Source organism: Dichotomicrobium thermohalophilum (assembly GCF_003550175.1).
Lineage (GTDB): Bacteria > Pseudomonadota > Alphaproteobacteria > Rhizobiales > Rhodomicrobiaceae > Dichotomicrobium > Dichotomicrobium thermohalophilum.
The window spans coordinates 1,415,610-1,442,238 of record NZ_QXDF01000001.1 but is presented as its reverse complement, the minus strand read 5'-3'; the positions used below and the strand labels follow the sequence as shown (position 1 = coordinate 1,442,238).

The 26,629-nt window shown below is 64.4% G+C and carries 25 protein-coding genes and 1 pseudogene; 11 read left to right on the top strand and 15 right to left on the bottom strand.

The window, feature by feature from the left end; genetic code table 11:
- Positions 1 to 153 precede the first annotated feature (153 nt).
- The 3 genes from BXY53_RS06630 to BXY53_RS06620 all read left to right on the top strand — a co-directional run bounded on the left by BXY53_RS06630 (position 154) and on the right by BXY53_RS06620 (position 3,065).
- On the top strand, positions 154 to 825 hold the full coding sequence (locus BXY53_RS06630; protein ID WP_119061063.1) for an O-methyltransferase: 672 nt from the start codon (positions 154 to 156) through the stop codon (positions 823 to 825).
- Positions 826 to 895: 70 nt separating this feature from the next.
- Positions 896 to 1,474 (top strand): glutathione peroxidase, encoded by a 579-nt coding sequence (locus BXY53_RS06625; protein WP_119061062.1) that lies wholly within the window; start codon positions 896 to 898, stop codon positions 1,472 to 1,474.
- Positions 1,475 to 1,481: 7 nt separating this feature from the next.
- Entirely contained in the window at positions 1,482 to 3,065 is a 1,584-nt protein-coding gene (locus BXY53_RS06620) for a cryptochrome/photolyase family protein (RefSeq protein ID WP_119061061.1), read from the top strand.
- On the opposite strand, the gene BXY53_RS06615 is transcribed toward BXY53_RS06620, so the two are convergent.
- Positions 3,013 to 3,174 (bottom strand): DUF2256 domain-containing protein, encoded by a 162-nt coding sequence (locus BXY53_RS06615; RefSeq protein WP_425359181.1) that lies wholly within the window; start codon positions 3,172 to 3,174, stop codon positions 3,013 to 3,015. The two genes, BXY53_RS06620 and BXY53_RS06615, sit on opposite strands and share 53 nt — an antisense overlap.
- A gap of 20 nt (positions 3,175 to 3,194) precedes the next feature.
- Between BXY53_RS06615 and BXY53_RS06610 the strand changes: the two genes are divergently transcribed.
- The 3 genes from BXY53_RS06610 to BXY53_RS06600 all read left to right on the top strand — a co-directional run bounded on the left by BXY53_RS06610 (position 3,195) and on the right by BXY53_RS06600 (position 6,928).
- Positions 3,195 to 3,932 carry an SDR family NAD(P)-dependent oxidoreductase gene (locus BXY53_RS06610; RefSeq protein ID WP_119061060.1) on the top strand — a complete coding sequence of 246 codons (738 nt, stop codon included), beginning with the start codon at positions 3,195 to 3,197 and terminating at the stop codon, positions 3,930 to 3,932.
- Between the two features lie 143 nt (positions 3,933 to 4,075).
- Positions 4,076 to 6,226 (top strand): hypothetical protein, encoded by a 2,151-nt coding sequence (locus BXY53_RS06605; RefSeq protein WP_147361521.1) that lies wholly within the window; start codon positions 4,076 to 4,078, stop codon positions 6,224 to 6,226.
- A gap of 24 nt (positions 6,227 to 6,250) precedes the next feature.
- Entirely contained in the window at positions 6,251 to 6,928 is a 678-nt protein-coding gene (locus BXY53_RS06600) for a class II aldolase/adducin family protein (RefSeq protein WP_119061058.1), read from the top strand.
- Here BXY53_RS06600 and hisN read toward each other — a convergent pair.
- Both hisN and BXY53_RS06590 read right to left on the bottom strand, forming a co-directional pair.
- The gene (gene hisN / locus BXY53_RS06595; RefSeq protein WP_119061057.1) at positions 6,925 to 7,731 is read right to left on the bottom strand and encodes a histidinol-phosphatase; all 807 of its coding nucleotides are present in this window, start codon (positions 7,729 to 7,731) and stop codon (positions 6,925 to 6,927) included. The two genes, BXY53_RS06600 and hisN, sit on opposite strands and share 4 nt — an antisense overlap.
- A 291-nt stretch (positions 7,732 to 8,022) precedes the next feature.
- Positions 8,023 to 9,438 (bottom strand): SLC13 family permease, encoded by a 1,416-nt coding sequence (locus BXY53_RS06590; protein ID WP_119061056.1) that lies wholly within the window; start codon positions 9,436 to 9,438, stop codon positions 8,023 to 8,025.
- Between the two features lie 228 nt (positions 9,439 to 9,666).
- Here BXY53_RS06590 and BXY53_RS06585 point away from each other — a divergent pair, with 228 nt between their 5' ends.
- Positions 9,667 to 10,011: a hypothetical protein gene (locus BXY53_RS06585; protein WP_147361520.1), complete on the top strand. Its 345-nt coding sequence runs from the start codon at positions 9,667 to 9,669 to the stop codon at positions 10,009 to 10,011.
- On the opposite strand, the gene BXY53_RS06580 is transcribed toward BXY53_RS06585, so the two are convergent.
- The 4 genes from BXY53_RS06580 to clpS form a co-directional block, all read right to left on the bottom strand.
- A complete protein-coding gene (locus BXY53_RS06580) occupies positions 10,001 to 10,546 on the bottom strand; it encodes a hypothetical protein (RefSeq protein ID WP_119061054.1) in 546 nt (181 codons plus the stop codon). The genes BXY53_RS06585 and BXY53_RS06580 overlap by 11 nt on opposite strands.
- Before the next feature lie 137 nt (positions 10,547 to 10,683).
- Positions 10,684 to 11,013, bottom strand: a complete 330-nt coding sequence (locus BXY53_RS06575) for a TraR/DksA family transcriptional regulator (protein WP_119061053.1) — start codon at positions 11,011 to 11,013, stop codon at positions 10,684 to 10,686.
- Positions 11,014 to 11,066: 53 nt separating this feature from the next.
- Positions 11,067 to 13,526 carry an ATP-dependent Clp protease ATP-binding subunit ClpA gene (gene clpA, locus BXY53_RS06570; protein ID WP_119061052.1) on the bottom strand — a complete coding sequence of 820 codons (2,460 nt, stop codon included), beginning with the start codon at positions 13,524 to 13,526 and terminating at the stop codon, positions 11,067 to 11,069.
- Between the two features lie 9 nt (positions 13,527 to 13,535).
- Positions 13,536 to 13,892: an ATP-dependent Clp protease adapter ClpS gene (gene clpS, locus BXY53_RS06565; protein WP_210209203.1), complete on the bottom strand. Its 357-nt coding sequence runs from the start codon at positions 13,890 to 13,892 to the stop codon at positions 13,536 to 13,538.
- A gap of 507 nt (positions 13,893 to 14,399) precedes the next feature.
- Between clpS and BXY53_RS06560 the strand changes: the two genes are divergently transcribed.
- Positions 14,400 to 15,836 (top strand): serine hydrolase, encoded by a 1,437-nt coding sequence (locus BXY53_RS06560; RefSeq protein ID WP_119061051.1) that lies wholly within the window; start codon positions 14,400 to 14,402, stop codon positions 15,834 to 15,836.
- A 22-nt stretch (positions 15,837 to 15,858) separates the two neighbouring features.
- Here BXY53_RS06560 and leuC read toward each other — a convergent pair whose 3' ends face one another.
- The 5 genes and pseudogenes from leuC to BXY53_RS06535 form a co-directional block, all read right to left on the bottom strand.
- Positions 15,859 to 17,298, bottom strand: a complete 1,440-nt coding sequence (gene leuC / locus BXY53_RS06555) for a 3-isopropylmalate dehydratase large subunit (protein WP_119061050.1) — start codon at positions 17,296 to 17,298, stop codon at positions 15,859 to 15,861.
- Between the two features lie 393 nt (positions 17,299 to 17,691).
- Positions 17,692 to 18,078 (bottom strand): annotated as a pseudogene (rplS, locus tag BXY53_RS14290) (50S ribosomal protein L19); the annotation flags it as partial.
- A 655-nt stretch (positions 18,079 to 18,733) separates the two neighbouring features.
- Entirely contained in the window at positions 18,734 to 19,036 is a 303-nt protein-coding gene (locus BXY53_RS14010) for a hypothetical protein (protein ID WP_147361519.1), read from the bottom strand.
- Positions 19,005 to 20,369, bottom strand: a complete 1,365-nt coding sequence (locus BXY53_RS06540) for an MFS transporter (RefSeq protein ID WP_119061047.1) — start codon at positions 20,367 to 20,369, stop codon at positions 19,005 to 19,007. Before BXY53_RS06540 ends, BXY53_RS14010 begins: the two co-directional genes overlap by 32 nt.
- 51 nt (positions 20,370 to 20,420) lie before the next feature.
- The gene (locus BXY53_RS06535; RefSeq protein WP_119061046.1) at positions 20,421 to 21,164 is read right to left on the bottom strand and encodes a dienelactone hydrolase family protein; all 744 of its coding nucleotides are present in this window, start codon (positions 21,162 to 21,164) and stop codon (positions 20,421 to 20,423) included.
- 219 nt (positions 21,165 to 21,383) lie between these two features.
- On the opposite strand from BXY53_RS06535, the gene BXY53_RS06530 reads away from it, so the two are divergent.
- Both BXY53_RS06530 and BXY53_RS06525 read left to right on the top strand, forming a co-directional pair.
- Complete coding sequence (locus tag BXY53_RS06530; RefSeq protein ID WP_119061045.1) at positions 21,384 to 21,755, top strand: cupin domain-containing protein; 372 nt, start codon at positions 21,384 to 21,386, stop codon at positions 21,753 to 21,755.
- Complete coding sequence (locus tag BXY53_RS06525) at positions 21,755 to 22,432, top strand: RraA family protein (protein ID WP_119061044.1); 678 nt, start codon at positions 21,755 to 21,757, stop codon at positions 22,430 to 22,432. The genes BXY53_RS06530 and BXY53_RS06525 overlap by 1 nt, the downstream gene beginning before the upstream one ends.
- Positions 22,433 to 22,438: 6 nt before the next feature.
- Here the strand turns inward: BXY53_RS06525 and BXY53_RS06520 are convergent, their stop codons facing one another.
- The 3 genes from BXY53_RS06520 to trmD form a co-directional block, all read right to left on the bottom strand.
- Positions 22,439 to 22,945 carry a hypothetical protein gene (locus BXY53_RS06520; protein ID WP_147361518.1) on the bottom strand — a complete coding sequence of 169 codons (507 nt, stop codon included), beginning with the start codon at positions 22,943 to 22,945 and terminating at the stop codon, positions 22,439 to 22,441.
- A gap of 116 nt (positions 22,946 to 23,061) precedes the next feature.
- Entirely contained in the window at positions 23,062 to 24,279 is a 1,218-nt protein-coding gene (locus tag BXY53_RS06515) for a D-amino acid dehydrogenase (RefSeq protein ID WP_119061042.1), read from the bottom strand.
- A gap of 9 nt (positions 24,280 to 24,288) precedes the next feature.
- Entirely contained in the window at positions 24,289 to 25,020 is a 732-nt protein-coding gene (gene trmD, locus BXY53_RS06510; RefSeq protein WP_119061041.1) for a tRNA (guanosine(37)-N1)-methyltransferase TrmD, read from the bottom strand.
- A gap of 109 nt (positions 25,021 to 25,129) precedes the next feature.
- On the opposite strand from trmD, the gene glmU reads away from it, so the two are divergent.
- Positions 25,130 to 26,479 (top strand): bifunctional UDP-N-acetylglucosamine diphosphorylase/glucosamine-1-phosphate N-acetyltransferase GlmU, encoded by a 1,350-nt coding sequence (gene glmU / locus BXY53_RS06505; RefSeq protein ID WP_119061040.1) that lies wholly within the window; start codon positions 25,130 to 25,132, stop codon positions 26,477 to 26,479.
- The last annotated feature ends 150 nt before the right edge of the window (positions 26,480 to 26,629 follow it).

The following is a 26,629-nucleotide window of genomic DNA, read 5'->3' as shown; positions in this document are numbered from 1 at the left end:
GGGTCGGTGATATTGGCCGGATTTTGCAACGATTGTCGCCGGTTGGATGTTACATTATGGCAGTTTCCAGAGGGCCGAAAGTGCGATTTACCCATACGTCAGCCGCACCGACTCGGCTCGCCAGGAGCCATCAGCCGCCTGCCAGGAGGAAAAATGCCTGATTACCAGATGTTCAAGGATGTCGACGCCTACATCGCCGATCATTTCATCGTGGACGACCCGGCGCTGGACGCCGCCGAAGCGGCCGCCGAGTCCGCAGGGTTGCCGAACATCGCAGTCTCGCCGGTGCTGGGCAAATACCTGTACCTTCTGGCGAAACTGATGGGCGCCAGGCGTATTCTGGAGATCGGGACGCTGGGCGGCTACAGCACCACCTGGCTGGCCCGCGCGCTGCCCGAGGACGGGCACGTCGTGACACTGGAATACGAACCCAAGCACGCCGGCGTGGCGCGAGCCAATCTTGACCGCGCTGCAGTGGGGCCGTGGGTCGAGATCATCGTCGGCGAGGCGGTCGCCTCCCTGCGCGAACTGGAAGAGCGCGGCGAACCTCCCTTCGACATGGTTTTCATCGACGCCGACAAGGAGAACTACGTCAATTACCTGGACTGGTCGATCAAGCTCTGCCGCCCCGGCGCGTTGATTATCGCGGACAATGTCGTGCGTGACGGCCGCGTCCTGGACCCGACCTCGAACGATCCCCGGGTGCAGGGCGTGCAGGCTTTCAACGACGCGCTGGCCAAAAATCCGCGCGTCGAAGCCATTGTGACCCAGATGGTGGGACAGAAAGGCTATGATGGCATCGCGCTTGCCAGGCTGCGCGAGTGAGGCAAAGGGAACCGCAGCGCGCGCCGCTGCGTACTCCTGACAGTTTCATCTTCAAGACGGAATAGCAGCGATGAGAAAGCAACTCTCCGCCGCGCTGGCTCTGATTGGCGTGATGACTGCCGCGCCCGCGGCCACGGTTCCCGCCGAAGCGCAGACCCGATCGGCGCATGACTTCACCTTCACCTCGATCGGCGGTGAGCCAATGCCGCTCAGCCAGTACGCCGGCAAGGTGCTGCTGGTGGTGAACACCGCCTCGCTGTGCGGGTTCACGCCGCAGTACCAAGGGCTGCAGGCCCTGTGGCAGGACTACCGCGATCGTGGGCTCGTCGTGATCGGTGCGCCCTCAAACGATTTCGGCGGGCAGGAGCCGAAAAGCGAGGGCGAGATCAAGGACTTCTGCCAGGGCGCATTCGGCGTCAACTTTCCCCTGACCGAGAAAATCCACGTGAAGGGATCGGAGGCCCATCCGTTCTACCAGTGGGCGCGCGAAGTCGGCGGCGAGAAGCTGGCGCCGCGCTGGAACTTTCACAAATATTTGATCTCGGCGGACGGCAAGCTGGTTGGCGCCTTCAGCACCCGCACCAAGCCGCAGGCGAAGGAAGTGACCGACGCGATCGAAGAGCAACTCGCCTCGGCAAAGATCAACTAGGCCAGTCATGCCCGAAAAAGGCGCCGACGGCACAGGGCGCGACCTTGTCCTCGTGCTGGGGGACCAATTGTCGCTCGGCCTCAGTAGCCTGCGCGCAGCGGACCCGGCGAATGCGGTCGTGCTCATGGCCGAAGTGTACGAGGAAGCGAGCTACGTCCCGCATCACAAGAAGAAGCTCGCTTTCATCTTTTCCGCCATGCGCCATTTTGCGGATGCGTTGCGCGCGCAGGGCTGGACGGTGGAATACACCAAGCTGGATGATCCCGGAAACGCCGGCTCATTTGACGGCGAGGTCGAACGCGCGATCGAGCGCCACCGCCCGGCCTGCCTGATCGTTACCGAGCCGGGGGAGTGGCGCGTCGCCCAGAAATTCGCGGATTGGCGCGACAGTTTGGACATTCCGGTCGAGGTGCTGGACGACGACCGCTTCCTGTGCTCACGCGCGGATTTCCGCGACTGGGCGGCGGGCCGCAAAAGCCTGCGTATGGAGTATTTCTACCGCGACATGCGACGGCGGACCGGCCTGCTGATGGACGGCGACGAGCCGGAGGGCGGCCGCTGGAACTTCGACGCGGAGAACCGCAAGCCGGCTGACGATGACCTGTTCATGCCGCAACCCGCACGCTTCGCGCCGGACGACACCACCCGCGAAGTGCTCGCTCTCGTCGACGCGCACTTTTCAAATCACGTCGGCGATCTGGAGCCGTTCTGGTTCGCCGTGACGCGCGAAGATGCCGAAGCCGCCTTCGAGACCTTCGTGAAAGATGCCCTGCCCTTATTCGGCGATTACCAGGACGCGATGCTGCAGGACAGAAAATTCCTGTTCCACAGCGTCTGCTCACTTTATCTGAACGCCGGGCTGCTCGATCCGCTCGACATGTGCCGCCGCGCGGAGGCGGAATATTATTCCGGGCGCGCACCGCTCAACGCCGTAGAGGGCTATATCCGGCAGATTCTCGGCTGGCGGGAATACATCCGCGGCATATACTGGCTCAAGATGCCGGAGTATGCCGACTCCAACTTTTTCGAAGCCGACAACAACCTACCCGGCTTCTACTGGACCGGCGAAACCGACCTGGCCTGCGTGCGCGCGGCCGCCGGGCAGACGATCGAGGAAGCCTACGCGCATCATATCCAGCGTCTGATGATCACCGGCAATCTGGCGATGCTGATGGGCGTCGATCCGAAACAGATCCACGAGTGGTATCTTGCGGTCTATGCCGACGCGTATGAATGGGTCGAGATGCCGAACACGCTCGGGATGAGCCAGTTCGCCGATGGCGGCCTGCTCGGCTCCAAGCCCTATGCAGCAGGAGGCAACTACATCAACAAGATGTCCGACTACTGCGGCCATTGCGCCTATGACGTGAAGCAGAAAACCGGTCCGCGCGCCTGTCCGTTCAACTATCTCTATTGGGATTTCCTCGCGCGCAACCGCGACAAGCTGGAGGGCAACCCGCGGCTCGGACCGGTCTATCGTACCTGGGACAAGATGAGCGCGGACAAGCGCGAGGCGACACGCGAGAGCGCCCGCGCCTTCATTCGCGACGCGTGCGGGCAGCGCGCCGACACGCTTGTGAGCAATACCTGACCTGATCCCAGACCCGCGCCCATTTGCGCCGCCAGGTAAACGCGCGCCCGCACACTGAACAGGTCTTGGTTGGCAGATCGCCCTTTTTGCGCATGCGATTGCCCGACATCCCATAACTCCGGAGGCTCAATGTTCGAAAACTTCGCCGAACGCCCAACTGCCGCCGTCATTGGGGCATCAGGCGGGATCGGGGCGGCGATGACGCGCCAGCTCGCCGAAATGCCGACCATTGAACGCGTGCTCGCCTTCTCCAGATCGCCCGCAGACGTCGAAAACCCGCGCGTGCAGACCGGACATATCGACCTGGAGGACGAGGAGACCATCGCCGCGGCCGCCGAAACCGCGAGCCGTCTGGGCGGCACCCGGATCGTGATCGTCGCCGCGGGCCTGCTGCATGACGACTCCATCCAGCCCGAAAAGAGCTGGCGCGCGCTCGACGCCGACCAGCTCGCCCGCAGCTTCCGTATCAACACGATCGGCCCATCGCTCGTCGCGAAGCACTTCCTGCCGTTGTTCCCGCGTGAAGGGCGTGCGATCTTCGCCGCGCTGTCCGCGCGCGTCGGCAGCATAAGCGACAACCGCATCGGCGGGTGGTACGGCTACCGCGCCTCCAAGGCCGCGCTGAACATGATCCTGCGCAACCTCGCCATCGAGCTTGGGCGCAAGCGCAAGGACGCGATCTGCGTCGGGCTGCATCCGGGCACGGTCGACACCGGCCTGTCCAAGCCATTCCAGAGCCAGACCCCGCCGGAAAAGCTGTTCACGCCCGACTTCGCGGCCACGCGCCTGCTCACCGTCCTCGACGGCCTGACGCCCGCTGACAGCGGCTGCGTTTTCGCCTGGGACGGCCAGCGCGTGCCGGAATAATGGCTGTGGCGCCCCTGCTCTGGTTTGGATCGGACATTATATGTAATTTAAGAGCAATATGCGTTAATCCTGATGTTGCCGCCGGGGTGTGATGAAGCCTCCCGGGATGGCAGCTGCTTTTTTCTTTCGGGAGCCCTGGTAACGTGAGTGCCTCGAAAAAAGGCATGGAGGCAGGTCTGGCCATGCCCGGCCGGCAGCAAGACCCGGATCAACCGGGGCCGCTGCGCCGCTCATGGGCCCGATTCACCGAATCGTGGAAGAGCATCCTGCTCATCATCGGCCTGACCACGCTGTCGTGGATCTCGACCTACACCGGCATGCTGGAGCTGATCACCGCGAACGCGGGACAGATCAGCATGGTGATCACGGTGGCGGTCGGCTTTGCCGTGGCCGTCCTCCAGCTGATGATCCTGTTCATCCTGGACCAGTTCTTCTCGCGCGAGTTTTATCAGGGCAAGCGCGTCCTCGCGATCTTCCCCCTCTATCTCGCGGGCTACCTGTTCCTGACGCTGATCTCGGTCGGCTTCGGCTTCGGATTCTACTGGAAATATCTTGAGGCCCGCACCGCCTCCAGCGCTTCTGCCGAAGCCTCGATCACGCAGGTCCAGTCACAGCTTCAGCGTGGCGCGACTCAGCTTGACCAGCTTCAGGCCACGCTCGGTACGCTGGCGACAATCTCTTCCGAGCGCGCGGAAACCGAGCGCGAAGAAGGCGGCACCTGCAACGGCAGCCCGCCCGGCGAAGGCCCCCGCATGCGCCTGCGCGAGGCCGATGCAAGCCGCTTCGGCTTCGCCGAGCAGTTCGTCGGCTCCCGCGCTGGCCAGGTCCAGGACGACATAAACGCGCTCACCAAGAAGATGAGCCGCGTTGTCGCGAATGACCCCTCGACCATCGACCCGCAGACGGGCACGCGCAACGTCTTCCTCCGCGACATGAACCGCGAGCTGAACCTGGTCGCCACCCGCTTCAACGCCCTGGCCAATGACCCGCAGCTCATGTCCCTGCGCGATGAATTCGCCCAGCGCGCTGACCAGACGGTCTTCCAGAGCAATGGCGGCACCTTCCGCTGCCCGGACCCGGCGCTGAGCTCCGCGCTCAAAGGCGTGGTGCGCGCGATCGATGAATTGCCCGAACTCAATCCGCCGCAGATCAACCCGACCGAGGGCTCAGCCGCCGTCGTGGAGGCCTTCCGCCGGCTGACGACGAGCCTTTACGGTCTGCTCCAGCTCGAAGTCCCGCCCAGCCCGCAGGAGCTGCGCGAAGCGCGCGAGCGTGCGATCGCCGCCGGCGAAGACCCATCGCAGGTGACCGGGCTGACCGGCCTTGGTCCGCGCGACTTCATCCCGCTGGCGATCGCGATTTTCGTGGATTTCTGCATCCTGCTGGTATCGATGAACCGGCCGTTCCATGCTTTTCGCGCGTTCTACGGGGGCGTGGAGGAAGCGCGCACCCGCGAGATGGGCGAGTTCATGCGGATGTTCCGCGAGGTGTTCTTCGACGAGTTCCACAGACGGCCATCCCCCGAGGAGATGCTCTCGCCGATCCAGGACGTGGTCTTTGATCACCGAGGCGCGTACTATGCGGCCGTCCCCCTGGAATTCGGCCCGGGCGCCGACGAGCTGAAACGGCGCAAGGCCCGCTATATCGCCAACATCATGTTCGCGCTGGAAACCCGCGGATTCGTCCGTCTCATAAGCCGCAACGCCCGCGCCCCGGAGAGCGACGAGGCGCAGCCAGCCGGCAGGCTGGAGCGCATGATTGGCAAGCGCGGCTGGTCCGACCTCTCAGCCTTTGCTCGCGGGCAGTTGCGCGCCCGTAACAGCGAATTTGCCGAAGCGCCAGACTTCCGCGTTTACAAATTCGCCAAGGGCAAATGGCCGGAGATCGCCTTGCGCACCGTCGTCAGCGCCCACAAGGAGGAAGCGAGCTTCCGCCAGGATTTCCCCGAAAGGCGACCCCAGACTGCGCTCGACCGGGGCATGTTGACCGACCCGTCAGGCAACGACAATCAGTTGGAAGGGGTCGAGCCGCGGCCCCAGATCGAGCATCACCCCAGCACCGAGGAGCCGGAGGAGCGACAGGCGGCGGCCGATACCCAGAAGGAGATCGACCCGGAAATCCGCGACGAGGAGCCGGACTACGACCGTCACGATGACCCGGACCCCTATCACTATAGCGACCCGGATTTTGCTCAGCGCGAGACCGATCCTTTATCGCATGAGGATGACCGGGCCAGTGATGACGCGCCCCCACCAAGGCACAATGGCGGGGCGAGACGAAAACTGGACTCCTGACAATCACGGCTAGAGAGGCGCGGCATGGCCCGAGCCAGAAAGCTGTTCGCCGTCATCAGGCATCCCACCCACAAGGGGGGTTTGCGGGCGGATATCGTCGAAATCGCCAGGCGCATGAGTGCATCCGGACTGAGCCACGGACGCTCGGGCAATGTCTCAGCGCGCTGGGGCGACGGAATGCTCATCACGCCTTCCGGGGCAGCCTATGAAACGCTGGAGCCGGATGACATCGTCTACGTGGATGCAGACGGCACACCCAGGGGCGGCAAGCCCTCAAGCGAGTGGCGCTTTCACCAGGCCGCCTATCAGGCCCGGCCCGACGCCAGCGCGATCGTCCACTGCCATTCGCGCTGCGCCACGGCGCTGGCTTGTGCGCGCCGCCCGATCCCGGCGTTTCATTACATGGTCGCAGTCGCCGGCGGCACGGACATCCCGGTGGCGGCCTATGCAACTTTCGGCACCGAAGAGCTTGCGGCACACGCGGCCGAGGCGCTGTCCGCGCGCAAGGCGTGCCTGCTCGCCAATCACGGACAGATCGCAGCCGCCTCCGACCTCGACGCCGCGCTGGAGTTGGCCGGAGAAGTGGAGAATCTGGCCGCGCAATATCTCGAAGTGCTCAAACTCGGCGAGGTGCATCTTCTCGACGACGCGCAGATGGCCGAGGTGCTTGCGAAGTTCGAGACCTACGGCAAGCCGGACTAGGCGGCCTGCAACACCTCCAGCGCCGCCGCGTGAAGCGCCGGATTCGCGGCCGCGACGATCCGCCCGCCCTCGGCCGGTGCGCCGCCTTCCCAGGTGCTGACACGCCCGCCCGCCGCCTCGATGATCGGCGTCAGCGCGACGATGTCGAAGCTCTTGAGCTGCGCCTCCACCACGACGTCGATCAGCCCCATTGCCAGCATGCAGTAGTTGTAGCAGTCGCCGCCGAAGCGGGTCAGCCGCGCCCGCGCCTGCATGGCAGCAAAGCCGGCCTGCTCCTCATTGGTGCGAAACATTTCCGGGGTCGTGCAGGCGAGAACGGCATTCTCCAGCCGCGCGCAGCCCCTCGTGCTCATCCGCTCGGTGGGCCCGTCGCCCAGCCGATAGAAGGCGCCCGCGCCGTCGCTCCAGAAGCGTTCGCGCGTGAAAGGCTGGTCCATCAAGCCGATCAGCGGCCGCCCCTCGGCCATCAGCCCGATAAGCGTGCCCCAGACCGGCAGCCCGGCGATGAAGGCGCGTGTGCCGTCAATCGGGTCGATCACCCAGCAGTGCGCCGCGTCCGGGTTGTGCGCGCCGTACTCCTCCCCAACAATGCCGTGGTCGGGATAGGCCGCCCCGATCAACTCGCGCAGCTTGCGCTCGGCACCGCGATCTGCCTCTGTGACAGGGTCGAAAGGGCCGCCGCCGCTCTTGTCGTTGGCCGTGGCGCGACGGAAGAGCGGCGCGATCACCGCGCGCGAAGCATCCGCCAACGCGTGAGCGAAGGCGGCAAACTCGGTGGTTTGAGCGGCAGAAGTCGGCGGCATGGTTTCCCCGATCTCGGTAACTGCGTCACTTTAAAACGGAATTTTCATTAAGCTGCGCGAAACTGCCGCGCCAGTCCCATCTTGCAGGTGCGAAGTTCAAGGGCTAGCTATCATAGCAGTTATGCGCGGTCCCGAATTCCCTTGAATTTTGTGCGCCGCAATGCCATTTTTGTGCAGCGCGGCAAGATCGAGAGATCGCTGTCGCGTGCCCTCCTTGGGCGTTTCCTCCCTAGACTCGGGCCGTTCGTTCGCCGGACGGCCCGCTTTTTTTGTCCGCCTCCACCGCCCTGCTCAGAGAAGCCCGAGCGAGCCCCACCACAGATACGCTACGGGCACGCCGAGGAAAAGCGTCGCCAGCGCAACCAGCATTATAACCTTCACAACGTCCCGGAACCGCACCTTGCACAGGCTCAGCAGGACGATCAGCGGCGGCGCCTGGTATGGCAGCAGCGCCGAGGAAAAGCCCACAAGCTGGGCCATCAGCACGCCCATAAGGGGAATCTCGGATGCCTGCCCCAGCTCCCCCGCAATCGGGACCAGCAGGATCGGCGCGGCCGGCGTGGTCGAAATCAGGCAGACGAGCTGGGACAGGACGGTCAACAAGTACAGATTGATCAACTGACTATCGGGGCTGAAACTCACGAAGCCGAGGATGAAATCGCCCAGTTCCGCATCAAGCCCATTGTTGATCATGATCGCGCCAATGCTCAGAAGGCTGGCGACGTAGAGCACGGGCGCGAGGTCAATCTTCTCCCGGAACGCGGTCGGGCTGATGAGCCGCGATGACGGCCAAAGGATCACCACCGCAGCGGCCATGGCGATCCAGGCGGGATGGATGCCGTGGAACACGTCGGTTGCCCAGAAGATGATCGCGCCAAAAAGCACGATCGACAGCCGGAATTGGCGCAGGGTCATCCGCTCGCGGCTGGTTTCGGTGACAGGCTGACCAGGCTGCGAGAACAGGAGGAGCAGGAGGGCCATCAGCACCACGGCCCGCAAAATGCCGACGGCCGGAAGCTGATAAATGAGGAACTCGGCGTACGACACCTTGATGCCGTAGACTGACTCAATCACCCCAACATGCACCACGGCCGGCAGATTGGCCGTGACGACAGCGAAAGTGGGCAGAAACGTGCCCAGCCCGGCGGCAAGCGCCAGTCCTGTGTACCCTTTGCCACCTTCCTCAAAGCCCATTGCTTCGGCCAAGCCGAGCGCCACCGGCATCAGCAGGATGATCCGCGGGATGGTCGCCGGGACGATCAGGCCGAGGACCAGTGCGATGACAATCAGGAGAACGACCGCACGCGTATAGGTCATGCGCCACAGGCTCAGGATGCGCCTGGCAATAAAGGCTCCGAGACCGGCTTCCTGCGCCGCCGCGCCAATGATGATTCCGGAGAACAGCAGCCAGAGCGCGCCGACCTCGAAGCCGGAAAAGACAACGTCAGCCGGAGCAATGTCGCCCAGCAAGGCAAGCAGAAACACCGTGAGCGCGGTAACATGCTCAGGCAGAACATGCGTGGCGAAAAGGCTGATCGCCAGGACCAGGAGCGCCCAGGTCTTCAGCTGATCGGCGCCTGTCCCGTCACCCAGGGAGAGCACCAGCAGATACAGTGCCAGCCCGGCACCTGCCGCCGCGATGAGTGTTGCGCCCCGGATTTGCCGCAGGCTCGCGAAAAACCCGCCTTTTGCCGTCGGCGTCCTCATACAGGAATGTCGCTTCCGTTGGCTTGGCTCGCAGACAGAGCGAGTTGGGGTTCAGGTTCGGATCTGGCGCCACCGGACGGGCGGGCACATCATAGATCGGATGAACTCAGCTCGTCATCCTGACGACAGTCTTACTGCGGTTCTCGCGCAGCTGTTGCGCTGGCGACCTTTCCCTGTGGCTCAAATCATGGCCCCATGGCCGCAGCGGGCAGAGCAATGGAGACGCTCATGGCGTTTGTTGATCAGTTGATCGCGTTCCTGCGCGACGGTATCGCAGCGATTTTCCGGTTTGTCGAGATTGTCTGGACGTGGTCCATCGAGCAGATCCGCGCCGTGCCCTGGGGCAATCTTGGTGAGCTGCACATCCTGGAGCAGATCCTTCTGGTCGTGGTCGCCGGCGTCGTGATCTACCTGCTCTATCGCGCCGCACGGGAGCTGTTCGATGCCGCGCAGAATGCGCTCGCAGCCTTCGCCACGCTACTGGGAGCGATCGTGCGCACGCTGGCGCCCGCGCTGATCGCCGGCCTGACGGCGGCGGCCGGGGCGTGGATCATCAATAACGTCAGCTTTTAGGGCCCGTCGGCGTCACAGGAATTTCGTGCGGGGCGTGTTCATCGACCGCGTCGAGCAGGTCCATATCGCCGAGATCGAGCACGTTCGGCGGGGTCAGCGGCAAGATGCCGGCCTCCGCCTGGCCGGAGCGTCCCCGCAGCGCATAGAACAGCCAGAGAAACCCTTTTGAAGGCCCGATGTAGCGCTTGGGCTCGCGCACTTCGAGAAACAGCGTGCCGGCGCCCATTGCGCCTGTTACCTGCTTGAATTCGGTGATCGCCGTCCACGGGATCACCGTCGGACCAAGCCGGCGGTCCTGAATCCCCTCATCACTGACGCGAATGACAGGTCGCGGGAACGCCAGTTCGTAAAGGTTGCCAAGCACCCGCGTGCCAAAATAGGCCGTTGCCAGCGCGCCCAGGATCGCGTCGAAGCCGGAAAAGCCCCAGCCAGCGAGAGACCACAGCAGGAGCGCCGCCGCGGTGAGGCCACCCGATATCAGCAGGCGCATCAGCAGTGCGTTCGTCTTGTAGCCGAATTCGGTGACGTCGCTCATCCCCCGCTCCGTTCGCCGACTGCCGCGGTCAGGAATAGTCGATCACGTAGGGACAGGCAATGCGGAGGGGGTGTTGTGGCGGCGACCTCCAGGGGATGGGCGTGTTCGCCGCTGTGCTGATTTTTGGAACCTGAGGCTCAGGCGCAGTCGACGCAGAACGAGGCCGCCGGGTCAACGCGCAGGCGCTCCGGCGCGATCTCCTCGCCGCATTTCTGGCAGTAGCCGTATTCGTCTTCCTCGATCCGGCGCAACGCCGCCTCGATCCGTGACAGCTCGACCCGCCGCTGGCGCTCATTCGCCTTGGCCATCGCCTGCGCCTGCATCGCGTCCATGCGCGACAGCCGGCCAACGCTCTGCTGGTCGAGCGCCACGGCCTCACGACTTTCGGCCGAGATTTCGTTGAGCGCCAACAATTCGTCGCGGCGGGCAAGAAGAACCTCGCGCGCCGCGTCAAGGTCGATGGTCATGGCTTTCTATCGGGAAAAGAGGCCGGGGAGCACGCGGCTCCCCGGCTATCTCGCTACGGCGCCAGAGGCACCTTCGGGATCGGGCTCGATGGACCCTCGCCGCCACCGGACTTGCCGGAGTTGCCCGAGGGACCCTGCTGGCTCTCAGCGGTTTCGACATCGCCGCCGTCATCGTCATCCGGCTCGTCTTCAGAGTCATCGTCTGAGGACGTATCCGGCTTGGCCTTCGGACGGCTTTCCACGATCTCGAAGACGAGCTGCTCGCGCCCGTCCTTCTCCGCGGCGTCGACCCGCACGGTGCCGCCGCCTTCGAGCTTGCCGAACAGCAGCTCTTCGGCCAGGGGTTTCTTGATGTACTCCTGGATAACGCGGCCCATCGGGCGGGCGCCGAACTGATCGTCGTAGCCGTGCTCGGCGAGCCAGTCCTTGGCCGCATCCGTGAGTTCGATCGAGACGTTGCGATCGGCCAGTTGAGCCTCGAGCTGGAAGATGAACTTCTCGATGACCTTGCTGATGACCGGCTTGCCCAGGTTCGAGAACGGGATGACCGCGTCCAGCCGGTTGCGGAACTCCGGCGTGAACAGCTTCTTGATCGCGTCCTCGTCCTCGCCTTCGCGCGTGGACCGGTTGAAGCCGATCGCGGCCTTGGCAAGATCGGTCGCGCCCGCGTTCGTCGTCATGATGAGGATGACGTTCCGGAAGTCGATCTGCTTGCCGTTGTGGTCTGTCAGCTTGCCGTGGTCCATCACCTGCAGCAGGACGTTGAACAGGTCGGGATGCGCCTTCTCGATCTCGTCGAGCAGCAGGACGCAATGCGGATGCTGGTCCACACCGTCGGTCAGCAGACCGCCCTGGTCGAAGCCGACATAGCCAGGAGGCGCGCCGATCAGCCGCGAGACGGTGTGCCGCTCCATGTACTCCGACATGTCGAAGCGCAGGAGCTCCACACCCATCAGCGAGGCGAGCTGACGGGCCACCTCCGTCTTGCCGACGCCAGTCGGACCGGAGAAGAGGTAGGAACCAATCGGCTTTTCGGGCTCCCGCAGACCGGCGCGCGCCAGCTTGATCGCCGAGGAGAGCGCCTCGATCGCCTGGTCCTGGCCGAAGACGACCCGCTTGAGGTCTTCGCTCAGGTTCTTGAGCAATTCGGCGTCGGACTTGGTGACCGTCTTCGGCGGGATGCGGGCCATTGTCGCGATGGTGGCCTCGATCTCTTTGACGCCGACCGTCTTGCGCCGCTTGGTCTCGGGGATGAGCATCTGCGACGCGCCGGTCTCGTCGATCACGTCGATCGCCTTGTCCGGCAGCTTGCGGTCATGGATGTATTTCGCCGACAGCTCGACGGCCGCCTTCATCGCCTGGTTGGAGTATTTGAGCCCGTGGAAGTCCTCGAAATAGGGCTTCAGCCCCTTGAGGATTTCAATAGCGTCGGACTCGGTTGGCTCGTTCACGTCGATCTTCTGGAACCGGCGCACCAGTGCGCGATCCTTCTCGAAATGCTGGCGATACTCCTTGTAGGTGGTCGAGCCCATGCAGCGCAGCACGCCCGATTGAAGCGCCGGCTTCAGCAGGTTGGAGGCGTCCATCGCACCGCCAGACGTCGCGCCGGCGCCGATCACCGTGTGGATTTCGTCGATGAACATGATCGCGCCGGGATAGGCCTCGATCTCGCGCATCACGGCCTTGAGGCGCTCCTCGAAGTCGCCGCGATACCGCGTGCCGGCCAGCAACGCGCCCATGTCGAGCTGGAAGATCGTGGCGTTCGCCAGCACCTCCGGCACTTCGCCGCTAACGATCTTGCGCGCCAGGCCTTCCGCGATCGCTGTCTTGCCGACGCCCGGGTCACCCACGAACAGCGGATTGTTCTTCTGCCGGCGGCAGAGAACCTGAATCGTGCGGTTGACCTCCCGCTCGCGGCCGATCAGTGGGTCGATGCGACCTTCGCCGGCCTTCTCGTTGAGGTTGATGCAGTAGACATCGAGTGCATCGCCCGAGCGCTTCTTTTCCTCGCCCTGGTCCATGGTCGCCGCGTCGTCCTCCACGCCGCGCGCCGGGCGCGGATCCGACATGCCGGGGCGCTTGGCGATGCCGTGCGAGATGAAGTTCACCGCATCGAAGCGGGACATGTTCTGTTCCTGCAGGAAGTAGGCCGCGTGGCTTTCCCGCTCGTTGAAGATGGCCACCAGCACGTTAGCGCCGGTCACCTCCTCACGGCCAGAGGACTGGACATGCACGACCGCACGGTGGATGACGCGCTGGAAGCCCGCGGTAGGCTGGGCTTCGCTGCCATCCTCCAGGATGAGGTTGTCCAGCTCGTGGTCGAGATATTCGATCAATTTGGCCCGCAGCACGTCCAGATCGACATTGCAGGCCCGCATAACGGTCGACGCGTCGCGGTCGTCGATCAGCGAGAGCAGAAGATGTTCGAGCGTGGCGTACTCGTGGCTGCGCTCGTTCGCGTATTCCAGAGCACGGTGGAGCGATTCTTCCAGACTAGTTGAGAGCGAGGGCACGATCCGAATTCACTCCTTTTCCATGGTACATTGAAGGGGATGCTGGTGCTGCCGGGCGAAGCTCATCACCTGCGTGACCTTCGTCTCGGCGACCTCGTAGGTATAGACTCCGCAGATGCCCACACCCTTGTTGTGCACGTGCAGCATGATCCGCGTTGCTTCTTCCGTCCCCTTGTTGAAGAAGCGTTCCAGCACATAAACGACGAACTCCATTGGAGTATAATCGTCGTTCAGCAACAGCACCTTGTAAAGACTCGGTTTTTTCGTCTTTGGCCGGGTGCGCGTGACAATCCCGGTCTGGGCGTCGCCTTCACCGTCATCCTTGCCCGGATCATCGTCCGACAGGATCGGGGCGCTGCTGCCCATGCTGCCAATCTGATGCGCCGTTTTCATATTCGCCGCCCAGGGTGTCTCCACCATGATCTGCGCTCTTTGTGGCTGATTTCAAGCTGAACTGACCTTCCCGTGACAAATCCGGGCCGTAAATCCCTCTGCCCGGGCCGGACGCGTTGTCGAACTGGCCGGCGCTGCCCTCTCGGATGAGGTCGGCCTTCGTCCGGACACGCGGCTCTCGTGAAAGAGTATGGTGCCGCTGAACCCTGTTCAACATCCCGCTGTTGCGACTGCGGTCGGTCCCGACGATCGCCACGACGACATGCGCGAAAGGATAGCGAAAAATGCCTCGGCCGAAAAGCACTCCCGCCGTTCCGTTTCAAGACGTCTCCGCAAGGTTGCCGCATTCACGCGTTCCACAACCATAACGTCTTCTTAACGTTGATCGCACCATGTTGGTTAGGCGTGTCCAAACCGGGACAGGGGTCGGACGACAGCGTACAGGGGGCGCGTCGCGCGTAGCAGGCGAGGGAGTTGTTCATGCGTCAGTGGGTGTCTCGCGTCGAGCGGGGGAGATGGGTGACGAGCCGCAGGCTCCACCGCAGTTTTTCCAATAACTTCAGTATCTTGGCGATGCGCCTGTCTTTGGCGCTTGTCGCTGTCTGCATCGTCTTTTCGGTTCCCGAAGCCGGCGCTTATTCGCCGCCGAAGGCTGCGTTGGTCATTGACGCGAACTCGGGCAAGACGCTTCACGCAAGCAATGCGCGCGCCCCACGCTATCCGGCCTCTCTCACAAAGGTGATGACGCTTTACGTTTTGTTCGAGTATCTGCGCGACGGGCGTCTCGAAATGGACACCCGGCTGACCGTCTCGGCGCATGCGGCGAAACGTCCTCCGTCAAAGGTTGGTTTCCGGCCTGGCGACAGCCTCACAGTGCGCGCGGCGATCCGCCTGCTCGTCACGAAATCCGCCAATGACGTCGCCGCCGTTGTGGCGGAAAACATCGCCGGTTCGGAATCGGCCTTTGCGCAGCTGATGACGCGCAAGGCCCGCGAGATGGGCATGAAGGACACCACCTTCCGCAATGCTTCCGGCCTGCCGCACAGCGAGCAGAAAACGACCGCCTACGACATGTCGATCCTCGCGCGGCGGGTGCTGACAGACTTTCCCGAGTACGCCGACTATTTCAAAACCCGCTACGCGAAATACCGCGGCAAGACCTACCGCAATCACAACCGCCTGCTGTTCCGCTACAAGGGCATTCAGGGTTTGAAGACCGGCTTTATCCGCGCCTCGGGCTTCAATGTCATGCTCGCGGCGAAGCGCGGCGGCAAGCGGCTGATCGCCGTCATCATGGGCGGGCGTTCCGCCGGGGCGCGTGATGCGCGCGCGCGGCGCCTGCTCGATGCAGCCTGGAAAAACGCGTCCGTCCGTGCCCCGGAAATGGCGGCGCATTTGCCGCGGCGCAATCCGGTCTTCAGGCCAAGCGAGCGCGAACAGCAAATCCGTCACAAGCTCGCCAGCGCGGATGGCTCGCCAGCAGCCCTGCTGTTCAAACACCTGCAGGCGTCCGCGCCAGCGCCGCGAGACGAGGTGCGCCCTGCCCCACGCCGGAAAATCCAGGCGCGTCTGATCGCGAAGCGTACACCGGAGCCCGAGACGCGCACGCAGGAAGCATCAACGCCGGAGCCTGAGCGGGCCCGCGGCTCTGCGACGTCCGAAGGACTGGCGGGTCCATATCATGTGCAGGTCGGCGCTTATGTCTCAGCCAATGATGCGCGCCGGCGGCTGGAGGCCGTATCGGCGCAAGCCGGCGGGCTGCTCGACGGACACCCGCACCAGGCCATCCAGGCCGAGGTCAATGGCCGGGAGGTGTTCCGGGCGCGCTTCGGCGGCTTCGACAAGGCGCAAGCATGGCGCTCCTGCGACAAGTTGAAGCAGCGCTCGGTGGACTGTCTGGTGATGGCCGCCCGCTAGACGATCGCGGAAGCGGCACCCGTTATTCCGCCGCGATGCTTTGCGGGCCGGGCGTCATCTCGCGCACATCGACGAAATGCCCGGCGATCGCTGCGGCGGCCGCCATTGTCGGCGAAACCAGATGCGTGCGACCCTTGAAGCCCTGCCGGCCCTCGAAGTTGCGGTTCGAGGTCGAAGCGCAGCGCTCACCCGGAGCCAGCTTGTCGGCGTTCATGGCCAGGCACATCGAGCAGCCCGGCTCGCGCCACTCGAAGCCGGCGGCCTTGAAGATCGCGTCCAGGCCCTCCGCTTCAGCCTGCGCCTTCACCAGACCGGAGCCGGGCACGATCATGGCCTGCACATTCTCGTTCACGTGCCGACCGGCGACGATTTTCGCCACAGCGCGCAGATCCTCGATCCGCGCATTCGTGCAGGAGCCGATGAAAACGCGGTCCAGCTTGATGTCGGTAATCTTCGTGCCTGGCGTCAGCCCCATATAGTCGAGCGCCCGACGAACGGCCGCGGCTTTGCCCGCGTCCTCCAGGTCATTCGGGTCCGGCACGCGACCTTCCACGGAGACGACATCCTGCGGACTGGTGCCCCAGGTGACCAGCGGCGGCAGGTTCGCCGCGTCGAGACGCACCTCGGTGTCGAATTCGGCGTCCTCGTCCGAATAAAGCGTCTCCCAATACTGCATGGCCATTTCCCAGGCCGCGCCCTTCGGCGCGCGCGGCCGGCCCTTGAGGTAATCGAATGTCCGCTCATCCGGCGCGATCATGCCTGCACGGGCGCCCGCTTCGATCGACATGTTGCACACCGTCATGCGCCCTTCCATCGACAGCGCGCGGATCGCCTCGCCCGAATATTCGATGACATGCCCGGTGCCGCCTGCTGTCCCGATCTCGCCGATGATGCCGAGTATGATGTCTTTCGCGCCAACGCCGGGCGGGATTTCGCCGTCGACGACGACGCGCATGTTCTTCGCCTTGGACTGGATCAGTGTCTGGGTCGCCAGCACATGCTCGACCTCCGAGGTGCCGATGCCATGCGCCAGCGCGCCGAACGCGCCATGGGTCGAGGTGTGGCTGTCGCCGCAGACGATCGTCGTGCCGGGCAGCGTGAAGCCCTGCTCCGGGCCGATGATGTGGACGATGCCCTGGCGCTCGTCCAGTTCGTCGAAATAGTCAATGCCGAAATCGCGGCAGTTGTCCGCCAGCGTCTTGACCTGCAGGGCGGATTCCGGGTCGTCGATCCCCTCGGTGCGGTCGGTGGTCGGCACGTTGTGGTCGACCACGGCAAGCGTGTTCTCTGGCTTGCGGACCTTGCGCCCGGCGATGCGAAGCCCCTCAAACGCCTGCGGGCTGGTGACTTCGTGGATGAGATGGCGGTCGATATAGATCAGCGACGTGCCGTCTTCCTGCGTGTCGACGAGGTGATCGTCCCAGATCTTGTCATACAGCGTGCGTCCGCCGGTCTTCGCCATCTCCTTATCCTCCGGTTCTTGTCCCGTCTCCCGCCTATATTGGCATCAGCGGCGCCATCGCCAATGCCGGCGGCGCAAACCCGAGCCGGCTTATGATTTGTCCTGATCGCCCTCGGAGGCTTCGCCGCCCTCTTCTTCGACGGCCGGCACCTCGTCCAGGGTCGCCTCGGTCATAAGCTCACGCGCCTGATCGACCCAGTTGTCCCGCTCGATCTGGCCGCCGAGGCCCAACGCATCGTCCACCTTGGCGATGTCCTCGTCGGAAAACGCCGCGATCTGGCCGTACTGGATAACACCCAGCTTGCGGAGCTGGGCCTGAACATCGCTGGTGATGCCGGAAATGCGGGTCAGGTCATCGGGCGCCCCCTTCGGCTTCTTGAAGCCCTTGAACGGCTTGGCACCGCCAGCCGCGCGCACACGCGTCTCGCGCCGCTCGGGGATACGCGCTGCCTTGCCGCGCAGGCCGCGCAGGTAATACAGCTTCGCGCGGCGCACCTTGCCGCGGCGTACCAGCTCAATCGAATCGATCAGCGGCGAGTAAACCGGAAAGACACGCTCGACCCCCTCGCCATATGAGATCTTGCGCACGGTGAAGCTTTCCTGCACGCCGTGACCGCTGCGCGCGATGCACACGCCCTCGAACGCCTGGACCCGCTCGCGGTTGCCCTCCACGACGCGCACGTTCACGCGTACGGTATCGCCCGGCTGGAACGGCGGGACGCGGCGCTTCTGCTCGATCGCGGCGGCCTGTTCCCGCTCGATTTCTTCAATGATGTTCATGGTTCAAAACCCTCTGCCGCGGGCCGCGCAGGACGCGCTGCCGCCAGTTACCGTTTCGCCCTATGAATGGGAAGTTGGGCATGGTGATAAAACACTTTCACGCGCTTGTCGACCGGTTTTAGGCCGTGAGGAACACGTTGACCAGCGCCGTCTTTGCTCATTTCGTCTGCCGCGTCCTTCTAGCCCGGGTGATCACCGCCGCGGCGGCGTGGCCGGGTAACTCACCCGCCCCACGATGACAACCGTCAGGTGTCCCACTTCCTGCGTCCGAGCGGCCGGCCCCCTCGGCGGCCCGAAATGCCGCACATGCCTGAACCGGCTGCAAACACCGGTTTACCTCGGAACCGGATGCCCCTTCGCGCGAAGCGCCGTCTCCCCTAATCCGGCGCCTTGGGCGGCCTTAGCTCGGTCGCCGCCCCCTTCGCGTGAAGGCCGAGAGCCATGAAATCAAGCGCCAACCGTCTGGCTCCGGCTTTCTCGCTCAAGCTATGTGTCACCTTCCTCTCACAAGCTGCGAGCGCGACTGATCCACGAGAGCACTGCAACCCCTACGACAGATGCGAGGAGCTGTTGCGGGCGCCGCCCCATCACGAGCGTCAGGCGCTCATCCTCCGCGACAAGACGCCCGATCAGGGGCATCGCTTCGAACTGTTTATCAATGCCGGTGAGGGAAAGCGGCACAGCTACACCCTTTCTTTTGTGCATACGCCGCGGCCAAACTCGCGCGTGTATCGGCTCCGCGGGCACCGTTGCCTTCAAGAGCCGAGATGAAGAAGGCCGCGATCACCTCGTCCTCATTGAGGAGAATGCCCCCGAGACGCTCGATCTCATCATATGCCACGCGCGCTACGTCATCACGCAGGAATTCCTTGACGGCAACATCTGCCGCCTCCTGCGCAAATACTACGGCGCAACCCAGTTCGTGGTCAGCTACGGGACGATTCTGGAGGATCACCACGCGCGGATTCCGTGGCCTCACCACTGACGACCGAATCGCCGAGCTCGGAAGCCGCCTCTTCCTCGGGCTCGCCGTCGGTTTCGGCGATCTCCTCGGCCCAAAGCGTCGCCGAAGGCGCCGGCTGCGACGGACCGAGCACGTATTCGCCCTGTTCTTCCGGCGCCGCGCGGCGCGTCATGCGGTAAATCGCGAACACCGCGATACCCAGGTGGATCAGGGCCAGATAAGCCACGAACCCCTCGGGCCCGAACATGCCCATCAGCCAGCCTGCCCCGGATGGCCCCAGGATCGCGCCCGCACCGAAGGTCAGCACGAGCGTCCCGCTTGCCGCCACCATCTGGTTGGGCTCAAGCCAGTCATTGGTGTAGGCAAGAAAAATCGGATAAAGGCTCAACACCAGCCCGCCCATGACGGCGCAAGCCAGCAGCAGCGCCGTGAAGGAGACCGCCGCGACCGCCTCCATCAACAAGGCCGCGACCGCGGCGCTCAGTGCTATCCCGAGGATCACCTTTCGCCGATCGAAAATGTCGGACAGCTTGCCTAGCGGCCACTGCAGCACGACCCCGCCCACGACCAGCGCGATCATGAAGACCGAAACTTCCGCAACCGAAAGACCCAGCTTGCTCGCATAGACCGGCGCCATGCCAAGGATCACGCCCTGTGCGGTGCCCGTGGCGAAACAGCCGATCGCGCCGAGCGGTGCCGTCTGCACGAGGAATCTCAAGCTGACAGACTGCGGCGTCGATACATCGGGCTGAGGCGTGGCCGTCAGCAGGATCGGCACCAGGGCGAACGAAATGACGATCGAGCACAGAATGAACAGATCGGATGTCTCGGGCGGCGCGGCGTTCAGCATGACCTGCCCGGCGGCAAGCCCGAGATAGCCGATCACCCAATACAGTGCGAGTATGCTGCCCCGCAGCGTGTTTGGAACGCTGTGATTGAGCCAGCTTTCCGTGACCACATAGAGGCCGGCAAAGCTGAGTCCGGTCATGAAGCGCATCGCCGTCCAGACCGCTGGGTCGATGAACAGGCCATGGACCAGGATGGCAATCGACGCCAGTGACGCCAGAGCGCCAAACGTCCGGACATGACCCACGTTGCGGAGCATTTTCGGCGTGAGCACCGAGCCTGCAAGGAAGCCCAGGTAGAAGCCTGACATCATCAGGCCGGTAATCCCGTCGCCAAATCCTTCGGATTCGGCGCGTAGCCCGAGCAGACTGCTCTGCAGGCCATTGCCCGCCAGCATTGCCCCCATGCCCAACAGCAGCGCCCATATCTTGAGCGCAGCCGAGGCCGTGGTGTCCGGACGGGGCGCGATGGCGGTCGTCATTGTCGTTCTCCGTCAATATCCGCGCCGCCACCGTCGCCGCAGGATGGGCCTTTACGATCCGGCCAGGGTGTTGTCCAGAAGCTCGGTGAAGGCGTCCCAGGACTTGCGGTCCGCCCGTTCCTGGTATCGGTCGGAGCCGAACACCGTGAAGGCGTGCGGCGCGCCGGAATAAACCTCGATCTCATAGGTCACGCCCGCGTCCTCCAGTTCACGCGAAAGCTGGGCGACGTCATCCATCGTGATCGCCCTGTCCGCACCGCCATGCGCAATCAGTATCGGCGGGTTGTCTGCGGAATAGCTCTGGCCCTCCGGCGTGGACAGCCCCCCATGGAACGTCGCATAGGCGACGACGTCTTCCGCCTTTCCGGAGCGCGCCAGTTCCAGGGTCGCCGCACCGCCAAAGCAGTAGCCCATCACGACTGCCTCGCCGCCACCGAGCCGGCGCGCCTCGTCCAAGCCGGCGAGGATCAGCGTGCGCATCTTTTCCCGATCGTTGTAGAGCTTGCCCGTCTCGGCTTTCTTAGCGCCGGTTTCGACCGGCCGGTTACCCTTGCCGTACAAGTCCACGGCGAAGGCATCATAGCCCATTTCCGCGAGCATGTCGGCGCGCTTGCGCTCGTAGTCAGTAAGGCCGTCCCAGTCGTGAATGATGAGCACAAGGCCCTTCGCGTCATCCCCGGCATCGGCGTGATAACCTTCATAGGCGGCGCCGTCGACTTCGTAAGTCACGCTCTCGCCAGCCAAGGCGGAGGTGGCGAAACAAATGGCAGTCAGTGTGCTCAGCACGTATTTCATCGCGTTGCCTCCCGTACGCTTCGCACGCGCAGGCATAATCTGCACGCGCACATCGTGTCACGCGCGTCATAGCAGCAATGCAAGGAGCGCGCCAGAAACGCTCTCCTTGCCGCCGCGATCGCCGTTGACGCCCGCGCCAGCTTGCGCGCATCTTCATGCGCTGATCCACGGCCGCGGTGCCGTCCAACAAAAGATCACGACCGCGAAAAGGAAACGCCGATGGAAGAACGGTTCTTCTTCAACATCAATGCCCCGGACGGCGGGATCCCACGGGATCTGGCGCCTGGCATCACCACCACCGTGTTCCCCGGCGAGCACGCGATGCTCTCCATCGTCCGTATTGAGCCAAACACCCGCGGCACCCTCCACCACCATCCCGAGGAGCAGTGGGGCTACTGCATCGCCGGCTCCGGCGTCCGCATTCAGGGTGATCAGGAAGTTCGCGTCAAAGCGGGCGACTTCTGGCGCACGCCGGGAGGGACGCCGCACACGATGGAAGCCGGCGATGAGGGACTTGTCGTCATGGATGTCTTCGCCCCGCCACGTGAGGCCTACAAGAAAGCCGGCCACGGCTTCGGAGGGCCCGACTAATGACCGTTCGCCATCACAAGCAGGACTATGGGCGCCTCTCGACCGACCAACTCGCCCAGTGGCACGACGTCGGCACCGCAGAGATTTCGGATTGCCTCGATCGTGCGCAGGCCATGTTCGGCGCAATCGGGCCGCTGCGACCAGGCATGCGCGTGATCGGGCAGGCCCGCGCGGTGAGCTGCATGGTCGCGGACAACAGCGCGCTGCACGCCGCCATCACCCTCGCCGAGCCGGGCGATGTGCTGGTCGCGGCGGCGCAGGGGTTCGAGGACGTCGCGGTCTGGGGCGGGCTTATGACCCGCGCGGCGATGGCACGCGGAATCGCGGGGTTGATTGTGGACGGCGCGGTGCGCGACAGCGACGAAATCGCCGAGCTTGGCTTTCCCTGCTTTGCGCGCTGCGTCGTGCCACGCGGACCGCACAAGGGCTTCGGCGGCAGCGTGGATGCGCCGGTGTCCTGCGGCGGTGTGACCGTGTCCTCTGGCGACCTGATCGTGGCAGATGCCGATGGAGTAGCGGTCGTGTCGCTCGCCCGCATCGAGACGACGCTGGGTGCTGTGCGCGCGCTCCAGGAACGAGAGGCTGCGACGATCGCAAAGATCGCCGACGGCGCCTCGCTTGCCGACATCTACGGCGTGCCGGAGATTGCCGTCATTACACCGCAAACTCAGACCTAGCCAGCCTTACAGCTTCGGCCCCACATACGGCGGATAGTGGCGGGCGTCGACGCACGCCGACCCGTCCCAGTAGTAGTATTCGCCGCAGCTTCGCGGCCGGCGCGGGTAATACTGTTCGGTTGGCGCGTCGGTGCCATCGCCCAGATGCGGCCGACGCGGGTCGAAGCGCCGGCGCTCTGGAAGGTCTTCGTCGCGAAAGTCCTCGTCGTAGACAGGGTCGTCGTCGTAGTCGTAACGGGGCCGGCGATAACCGTAGGGCTCGCCGTAACGCGGTCGATCGCGATAGCGGCGCTCTGGGATGAAGGGCGGCCGCTCCTCGTAGTAGTCCGGCTCACCGTAATACTCGCGTTCGTCATAGTATCCGCGCGGCGGGCCGTACCGATCGTAGCGCTCCTCGTAGTAACGCGGCGGGGCATCGTAGTAGTCGACCGGCCCGTAGTACTGCGCAGCGGCGGTCTGTGCGGAGGCAACCATCACTCCGGCGGTCATCAACACGGTCAATGCGCGCGACATCTGCATCCCCATCGGATCAGCGGCCAATTGGTCGGCAGCCGGTCCTGGCGTCCGGCCCATCTCGGAACAGAGTAGCGTCATTTTGAGACAAAATTGATCGGAAACCGCGCGGAGAGTTAATGCTTTCGCGCCGGACCGATCCGTTCGGCCAGCCGCTTGCCCGCGCCGCAGCTATAGGTCCAGCCGAACATGCCGTGCCCGACGCTGACCGACAGCCGGTTGATGCGCGTCGGCCCGACCAGCGGCAGCCCGTCCGGCGTCATCGGCCGCTCGCCGGCCCAGCCATGCGGCTCGGCGTCGTAATCCGCCGCATCAGGCAGCAGCCGCCGGGCCATTTCGGTCAGCCTCGCGATGCGCGCATCAACGACCCGCTTGTCGCCGCGCGCGAATTCGGCAAACCCCGCCACCCGGAAGCGCTCGCCCAGACGGCAGAACACGACCTTGTTGGCCGCATCCGTGATGTTAACGGCCGGCGCCCCCTGCCGCGCCGGGAGCGTGATGCTGAAGCCCTTGATGGGATAGATCGGCAGCCGCAGACCGGCCGTGCGCGCGAGCGACTCGGCATCCGGGCCGGCCGCGAGCACGTAGTGGTCTGCGCCCATCCGCCCCTCGGAGGTCTCCAGTCCACTGATCGCGCCGTTTTCCCGAACGATCCGGCGTACCTGCACGCCGGTGTGCTTCTGCACGCCCAGCTCGTTTTCGCACACAGCCATCAGGCCACGGCAGAAGGCCCCGGCATCGCCCGCCTCGTCGCCAGGCGCATAGACACCGCCCGCGAAATCCGCACCGTAGGCCTCCAGCGCCGGATCAAGCGCGATACACTCTTCCCGGCTCAGGCGGCGCTGCTCGACCCCCGCCTCGCGCTTAAGCGGGATCATCTCGGCGGCGTGATCAAGCGCGTCTTTGCTGTGCTGCAATACCAGCTTGCCCGTGCGGCTGTAATCGAAGCGCAGATCATGCTCAGCAAGCAGGGCGTGAATGGCGTCCCGCGACTCCACACTGAGCGCCAGCGCCGCCTTGGCGTTACGGTGGAATCGCGCCCGCGTGCAGTTACGCAGGAACTGCATTCCCCAGCGCATCAGCTTGAGGTCGAACAGCCGCGTCATGACGTAAGCCGGCTCCAGCCCTGCAATGATGCGCGGCAGCTTCGGCACCAGTTCGGGCCGCGCCATCGGCTCGACATAGGAGTAGCTGAGCTGACCACCATTGGCGAAGCTGGTGCCCTCGCCGCTGCCGTCGCGGCTATCCAGAATTTTGACGTCGTGGCCGGCGCGCGCGAGATAATAGGCCGCTGTCACGCCCGCGACGCCTGCGCCGATGATGATGATGCGCATAAGTTCCTCTTACGCCTCTTCGTCCGCCAGCAGGTCGGGCCGGCGCGCCCGCGTCAAGGCCAGCGCCTGCTCGCGCCGCCACTGCGCGATGCGTTTGTGATCGCCCGACATCAACACCTCGGGAATTTCGCGCCCCTCCCAGACGCGCGGACGGGTATATTGCGGATATTCCAGCAACCCGGCCTCGAAGCTCTCATCCGCCAGCGACGCGCGCTCGCCGACCACGCCGGGCAGAAGCCGCACGCAGGCGTCGATGAGCACCATGGCGGGCAGTTCGCCGCCGGAAAGCACATAATCGCCGATCGAGACTTCCTCGGCCCCGCGCGCATCAAGCACCCGCTGATCCACCCCCTCGAACCGGCCACACAGCAAGAGCGCGCCGGGCCCGGCGCTCAACTCGCGAACCCGCGCCTGCGTCAGCGGCTTGCCGCGGGGCGAGAGATAGATAATCGGCAGCGCCGGATAGCGCGCGCGGCCTGCGTCGATCGCTGCGCCCACCACGTCCGGCCGCATGACCATGCCCGGTCCGCCGCCCGCTGGCGTATCGTCCACCGAGGCGTGCTTGTCGGTTGCAAACTCGCGGATATTGATCGCGTCCAGCGCCCAGACACCCTCTCCGAGCGCGCGTCCCGACAGGCTCTCGCCGAGCGGGCCGGGAAACATCTGCGGATAAAGCGTCAGCACGCAGGCGCGCCAAGGGTCAGGCAAGACGGTTTCGCTGTTATCGGAATTCTCTGTCATTCTCGCGTGATAGTCGTTTCAACCCTGTGTGTCATCCTTCCGCCCGCAACTTGCAATAATCGCGCCTGAAGCGTAACCAACCGCCTGAAACGCTCTAGGGACCGTAGCCATGACCGACCGCCCATTGCTCGCCATTATCCTCGCTGCCGGACACGGCACGCGCATGAAGTCCCGCAGGCCCAAGGTGCTTCATGAGGTCGCCCGCCGGCCGATGGTCGGGCATGTTCTGGATGCCGCACGCGCAGCCGGCGCTGACGAGGTTGCCGTCGTCATCAGCGCCAGCGGCGATCAGGTGCGCGAGGCGATCGCTACCGACGACGCAGATACGCAGGTCTTCGTGCAGGCAGAACAGCTCGGCACGGCGCACGCGGTCGACGCCGCGCGCGAAGCCTTCGCCGGGTTCGACGGTGACGTGCTCGTGCTCTACGGTGACACGCCAATGATCCGTCCGGAAACGCTGCGGCGGCTGCGCGAGGCTCTCAGCGATGGCTCGGCGCTGGCCGTGCTCGGCTTCGACGCGGCGGACCCGACGGGCTATGGCCGCCTGTTACGCGATGAGGAAGGCGCGCTGATCGGCATCCGCGAAGAAAAGGACGCCTCGGCCGATGAGCGCGTGATCCGCCAGTGCAACTCGGGGGTGATGGCGTTCCGGGCGGAGGCGCTCCGCGAATTGCTGCCGCGCATCGGCAACGACAACGCCAAGGGCGAATACTACCTCACAGACGCGGTCGCGCTGGCGCGTGGACAGGGCTATGACGTCGCCGTGGCGATGGGCGAGGAAGCGGAAGTCCTGGGCGTGAACGACCGGGCACAGCTCGCCGCCGCCGAAGCCAAGATGCAGCAGCGGCTGCGCGACGCGGCGATGGATGGCGGCGCGACATTGATCGATCCGGCGACGGTGACCTTCAGTTATGACACTGTGCTCGGCCCCGACGTGGTCGTCGAACCCAACGTGATTTTCGGCCCCGGCGTGACGGTCGGTGACAGCGCACGCATCAACGGCTTCTCTCATATCGAGGGCGCACGCGTCGGCCCCGGCGCGAGCGTTGGTCCATTCGCCCGGTTACGCCCAGGCGCGGAACTGGGCGAAAACGTGCGCATCGGCAATTTCGTCGAGATCAAGAAGGCCAGCATCGAGGATGACGCGAAGGTCAACCACCTCACCTATATCGGCGATTCACGGGTCGGTGCCGGTGCGAATATCGGCGCGGGCACCATCACCTGCAATTACGACGGCCATGAGAAACACCATACCGACATTGGTGCAGGCGCGTTCATCGGCTCGAACAGCGCCTTGGTCGCGCCCGTGAAGATCGGCGACCGCGCCTATATCGGCTCGGGCAGCGTCATCACCCGCGATGTCAGCGCCGGCTCTCTGGCTCTCAGTCGCGCGCCGCAGGAAGAGCGTGAAGGCTGGGCCGACCGCATGCACGCGCGGCGGGGTCGAGACAAAGGCTGATACTTCCTGAAACGGGCTGTAACGCGCTTTGATTTGGCCAAACACCGCATTCCAGATAAATCATCACGCCAATTCTACGAAATCTTCAAAGTGCCAGCGTTAACTGTCGGAACGGAATCGACAGCAACGCGCTTGGCTGCGCGGTCGAAC

Bases quoted from the DNA above. Each gene is read 5' to 3' on its own strand.
- BXY53_RS06630 (WP_119061063.1), top strand. From the start codon at position 154: ATGCCTGATTACCAGATGTTCAAGGATGTCGACGCCTACATCGCCGAT.
- BXY53_RS06625 (WP_119061062.1), top strand. From the start codon at position 896: ATGAGAAAGCAACTCTCCGCCGCGCTGGCTCTGATTGGCGTGATGACT.
- BXY53_RS06620 (WP_119061061.1), top strand. From the start codon at position 1,482: ATGCCCGAAAAAGGCGCCGACGGCACAGGGCGCGACCTTGTCCTCGTG.
- BXY53_RS06615 (WP_425359181.1), bottom strand. From the start codon at position 3,174: ATGTCGGGCAATCGCATGCGCAAAAAGGGCGATCTGCCAACCAAGACC.
- BXY53_RS06610 (WP_119061060.1), top strand. From the start codon at position 3,195: ATGTTCGAAAACTTCGCCGAACGCCCAACTGCCGCCGTCATTGGGGCA.
- BXY53_RS06600 (WP_119061058.1), top strand. From the start codon at position 6,251: ATGGCCCGAGCCAGAAAGCTGTTCGCCGTCATCAGGCATCCCACCCAC.
- hisN (WP_119061057.1), bottom strand. From the start codon at position 7,731: ATGCCGCCGACTTCTGCCGCTCAAACCACCGAGTTTGCCGCCTTCGCT.
- BXY53_RS06590 (WP_119061056.1), bottom strand. From the start codon at position 9,438: ATGAGGACGCCGACGGCAAAAGGCGGGTTTTTCGCGAGCCTGCGGCAA.
- BXY53_RS06585 (WP_147361520.1), top strand. From the start codon at position 9,667: ATGGCGTTTGTTGATCAGTTGATCGCGTTCCTGCGCGACGGTATCGCA.
- BXY53_RS06580 (WP_119061054.1), bottom strand. From the start codon at position 10,546: ATGAGCGACGTCACCGAATTCGGCTACAAGACGAACGCACTGCTGATG.
- BXY53_RS06575 (WP_119061053.1), bottom strand. From the start codon at position 11,013: ATGACCATCGACCTTGACGCGGCGCGCGAGGTTCTTCTTGCCCGCCGC.
- clpS (WP_210209203.1), bottom strand. From the start codon at position 13,892: ATGGGCAGCAGCGCCCCGATCCTGTCGGACGATGATCCGGGCAAGGAT.
- BXY53_RS06560 (WP_119061051.1), top strand. From the start codon at position 14,400: ATGCGTCAGTGGGTGTCTCGCGTCGAGCGGGGGAGATGGGTGACGAGC.
- leuC (WP_119061050.1), bottom strand. From the start codon at position 17,298: ATGGCGAAGACCGGCGGACGCACGCTGTATGACAAGATCTGGGACGAT.
- BXY53_RS06540 (WP_119061047.1), bottom strand. From the start codon at position 20,369: ATGACGACCGCCATCGCGCCCCGTCCGGACACCACGGCCTCGGCTGCG.
- BXY53_RS06535 (WP_119061046.1), bottom strand. From the start codon at position 21,164: ATGAAATACGTGCTGAGCACACTGACTGCCATTTGTTTCGCCACCTCC.
- BXY53_RS06530 (WP_119061045.1), top strand. From the start codon at position 21,384: ATGGAAGAACGGTTCTTCTTCAACATCAATGCCCCGGACGGCGGGATC.
- BXY53_RS06525 (WP_119061044.1), top strand. From the start codon at position 21,755: ATGACCGTTCGCCATCACAAGCAGGACTATGGGCGCCTCTCGACCGAC.
- BXY53_RS06520 (WP_147361518.1), bottom strand. From the start codon at position 22,945: ATGTCGCGCGCATTGACCGTGTTGATGACCGCCGGAGTGATGGTTGCC.
- BXY53_RS06515 (WP_119061042.1), bottom strand. From the start codon at position 24,279: ATGCGCATCATCATCATCGGCGCAGGCGTCGCGGGCGTGACAGCGGCC.
- trmD (WP_119061041.1), bottom strand. From the start codon at position 25,020: ATGACAGAGAATTCCGATAACAGCGAAACCGTCTTGCCTGACCCTTGG.
- glmU (WP_119061040.1), top strand. From the start codon at position 25,130: ATGACCGACCGCCCATTGCTCGCCATTATCCTCGCTGCCGGACACGGC.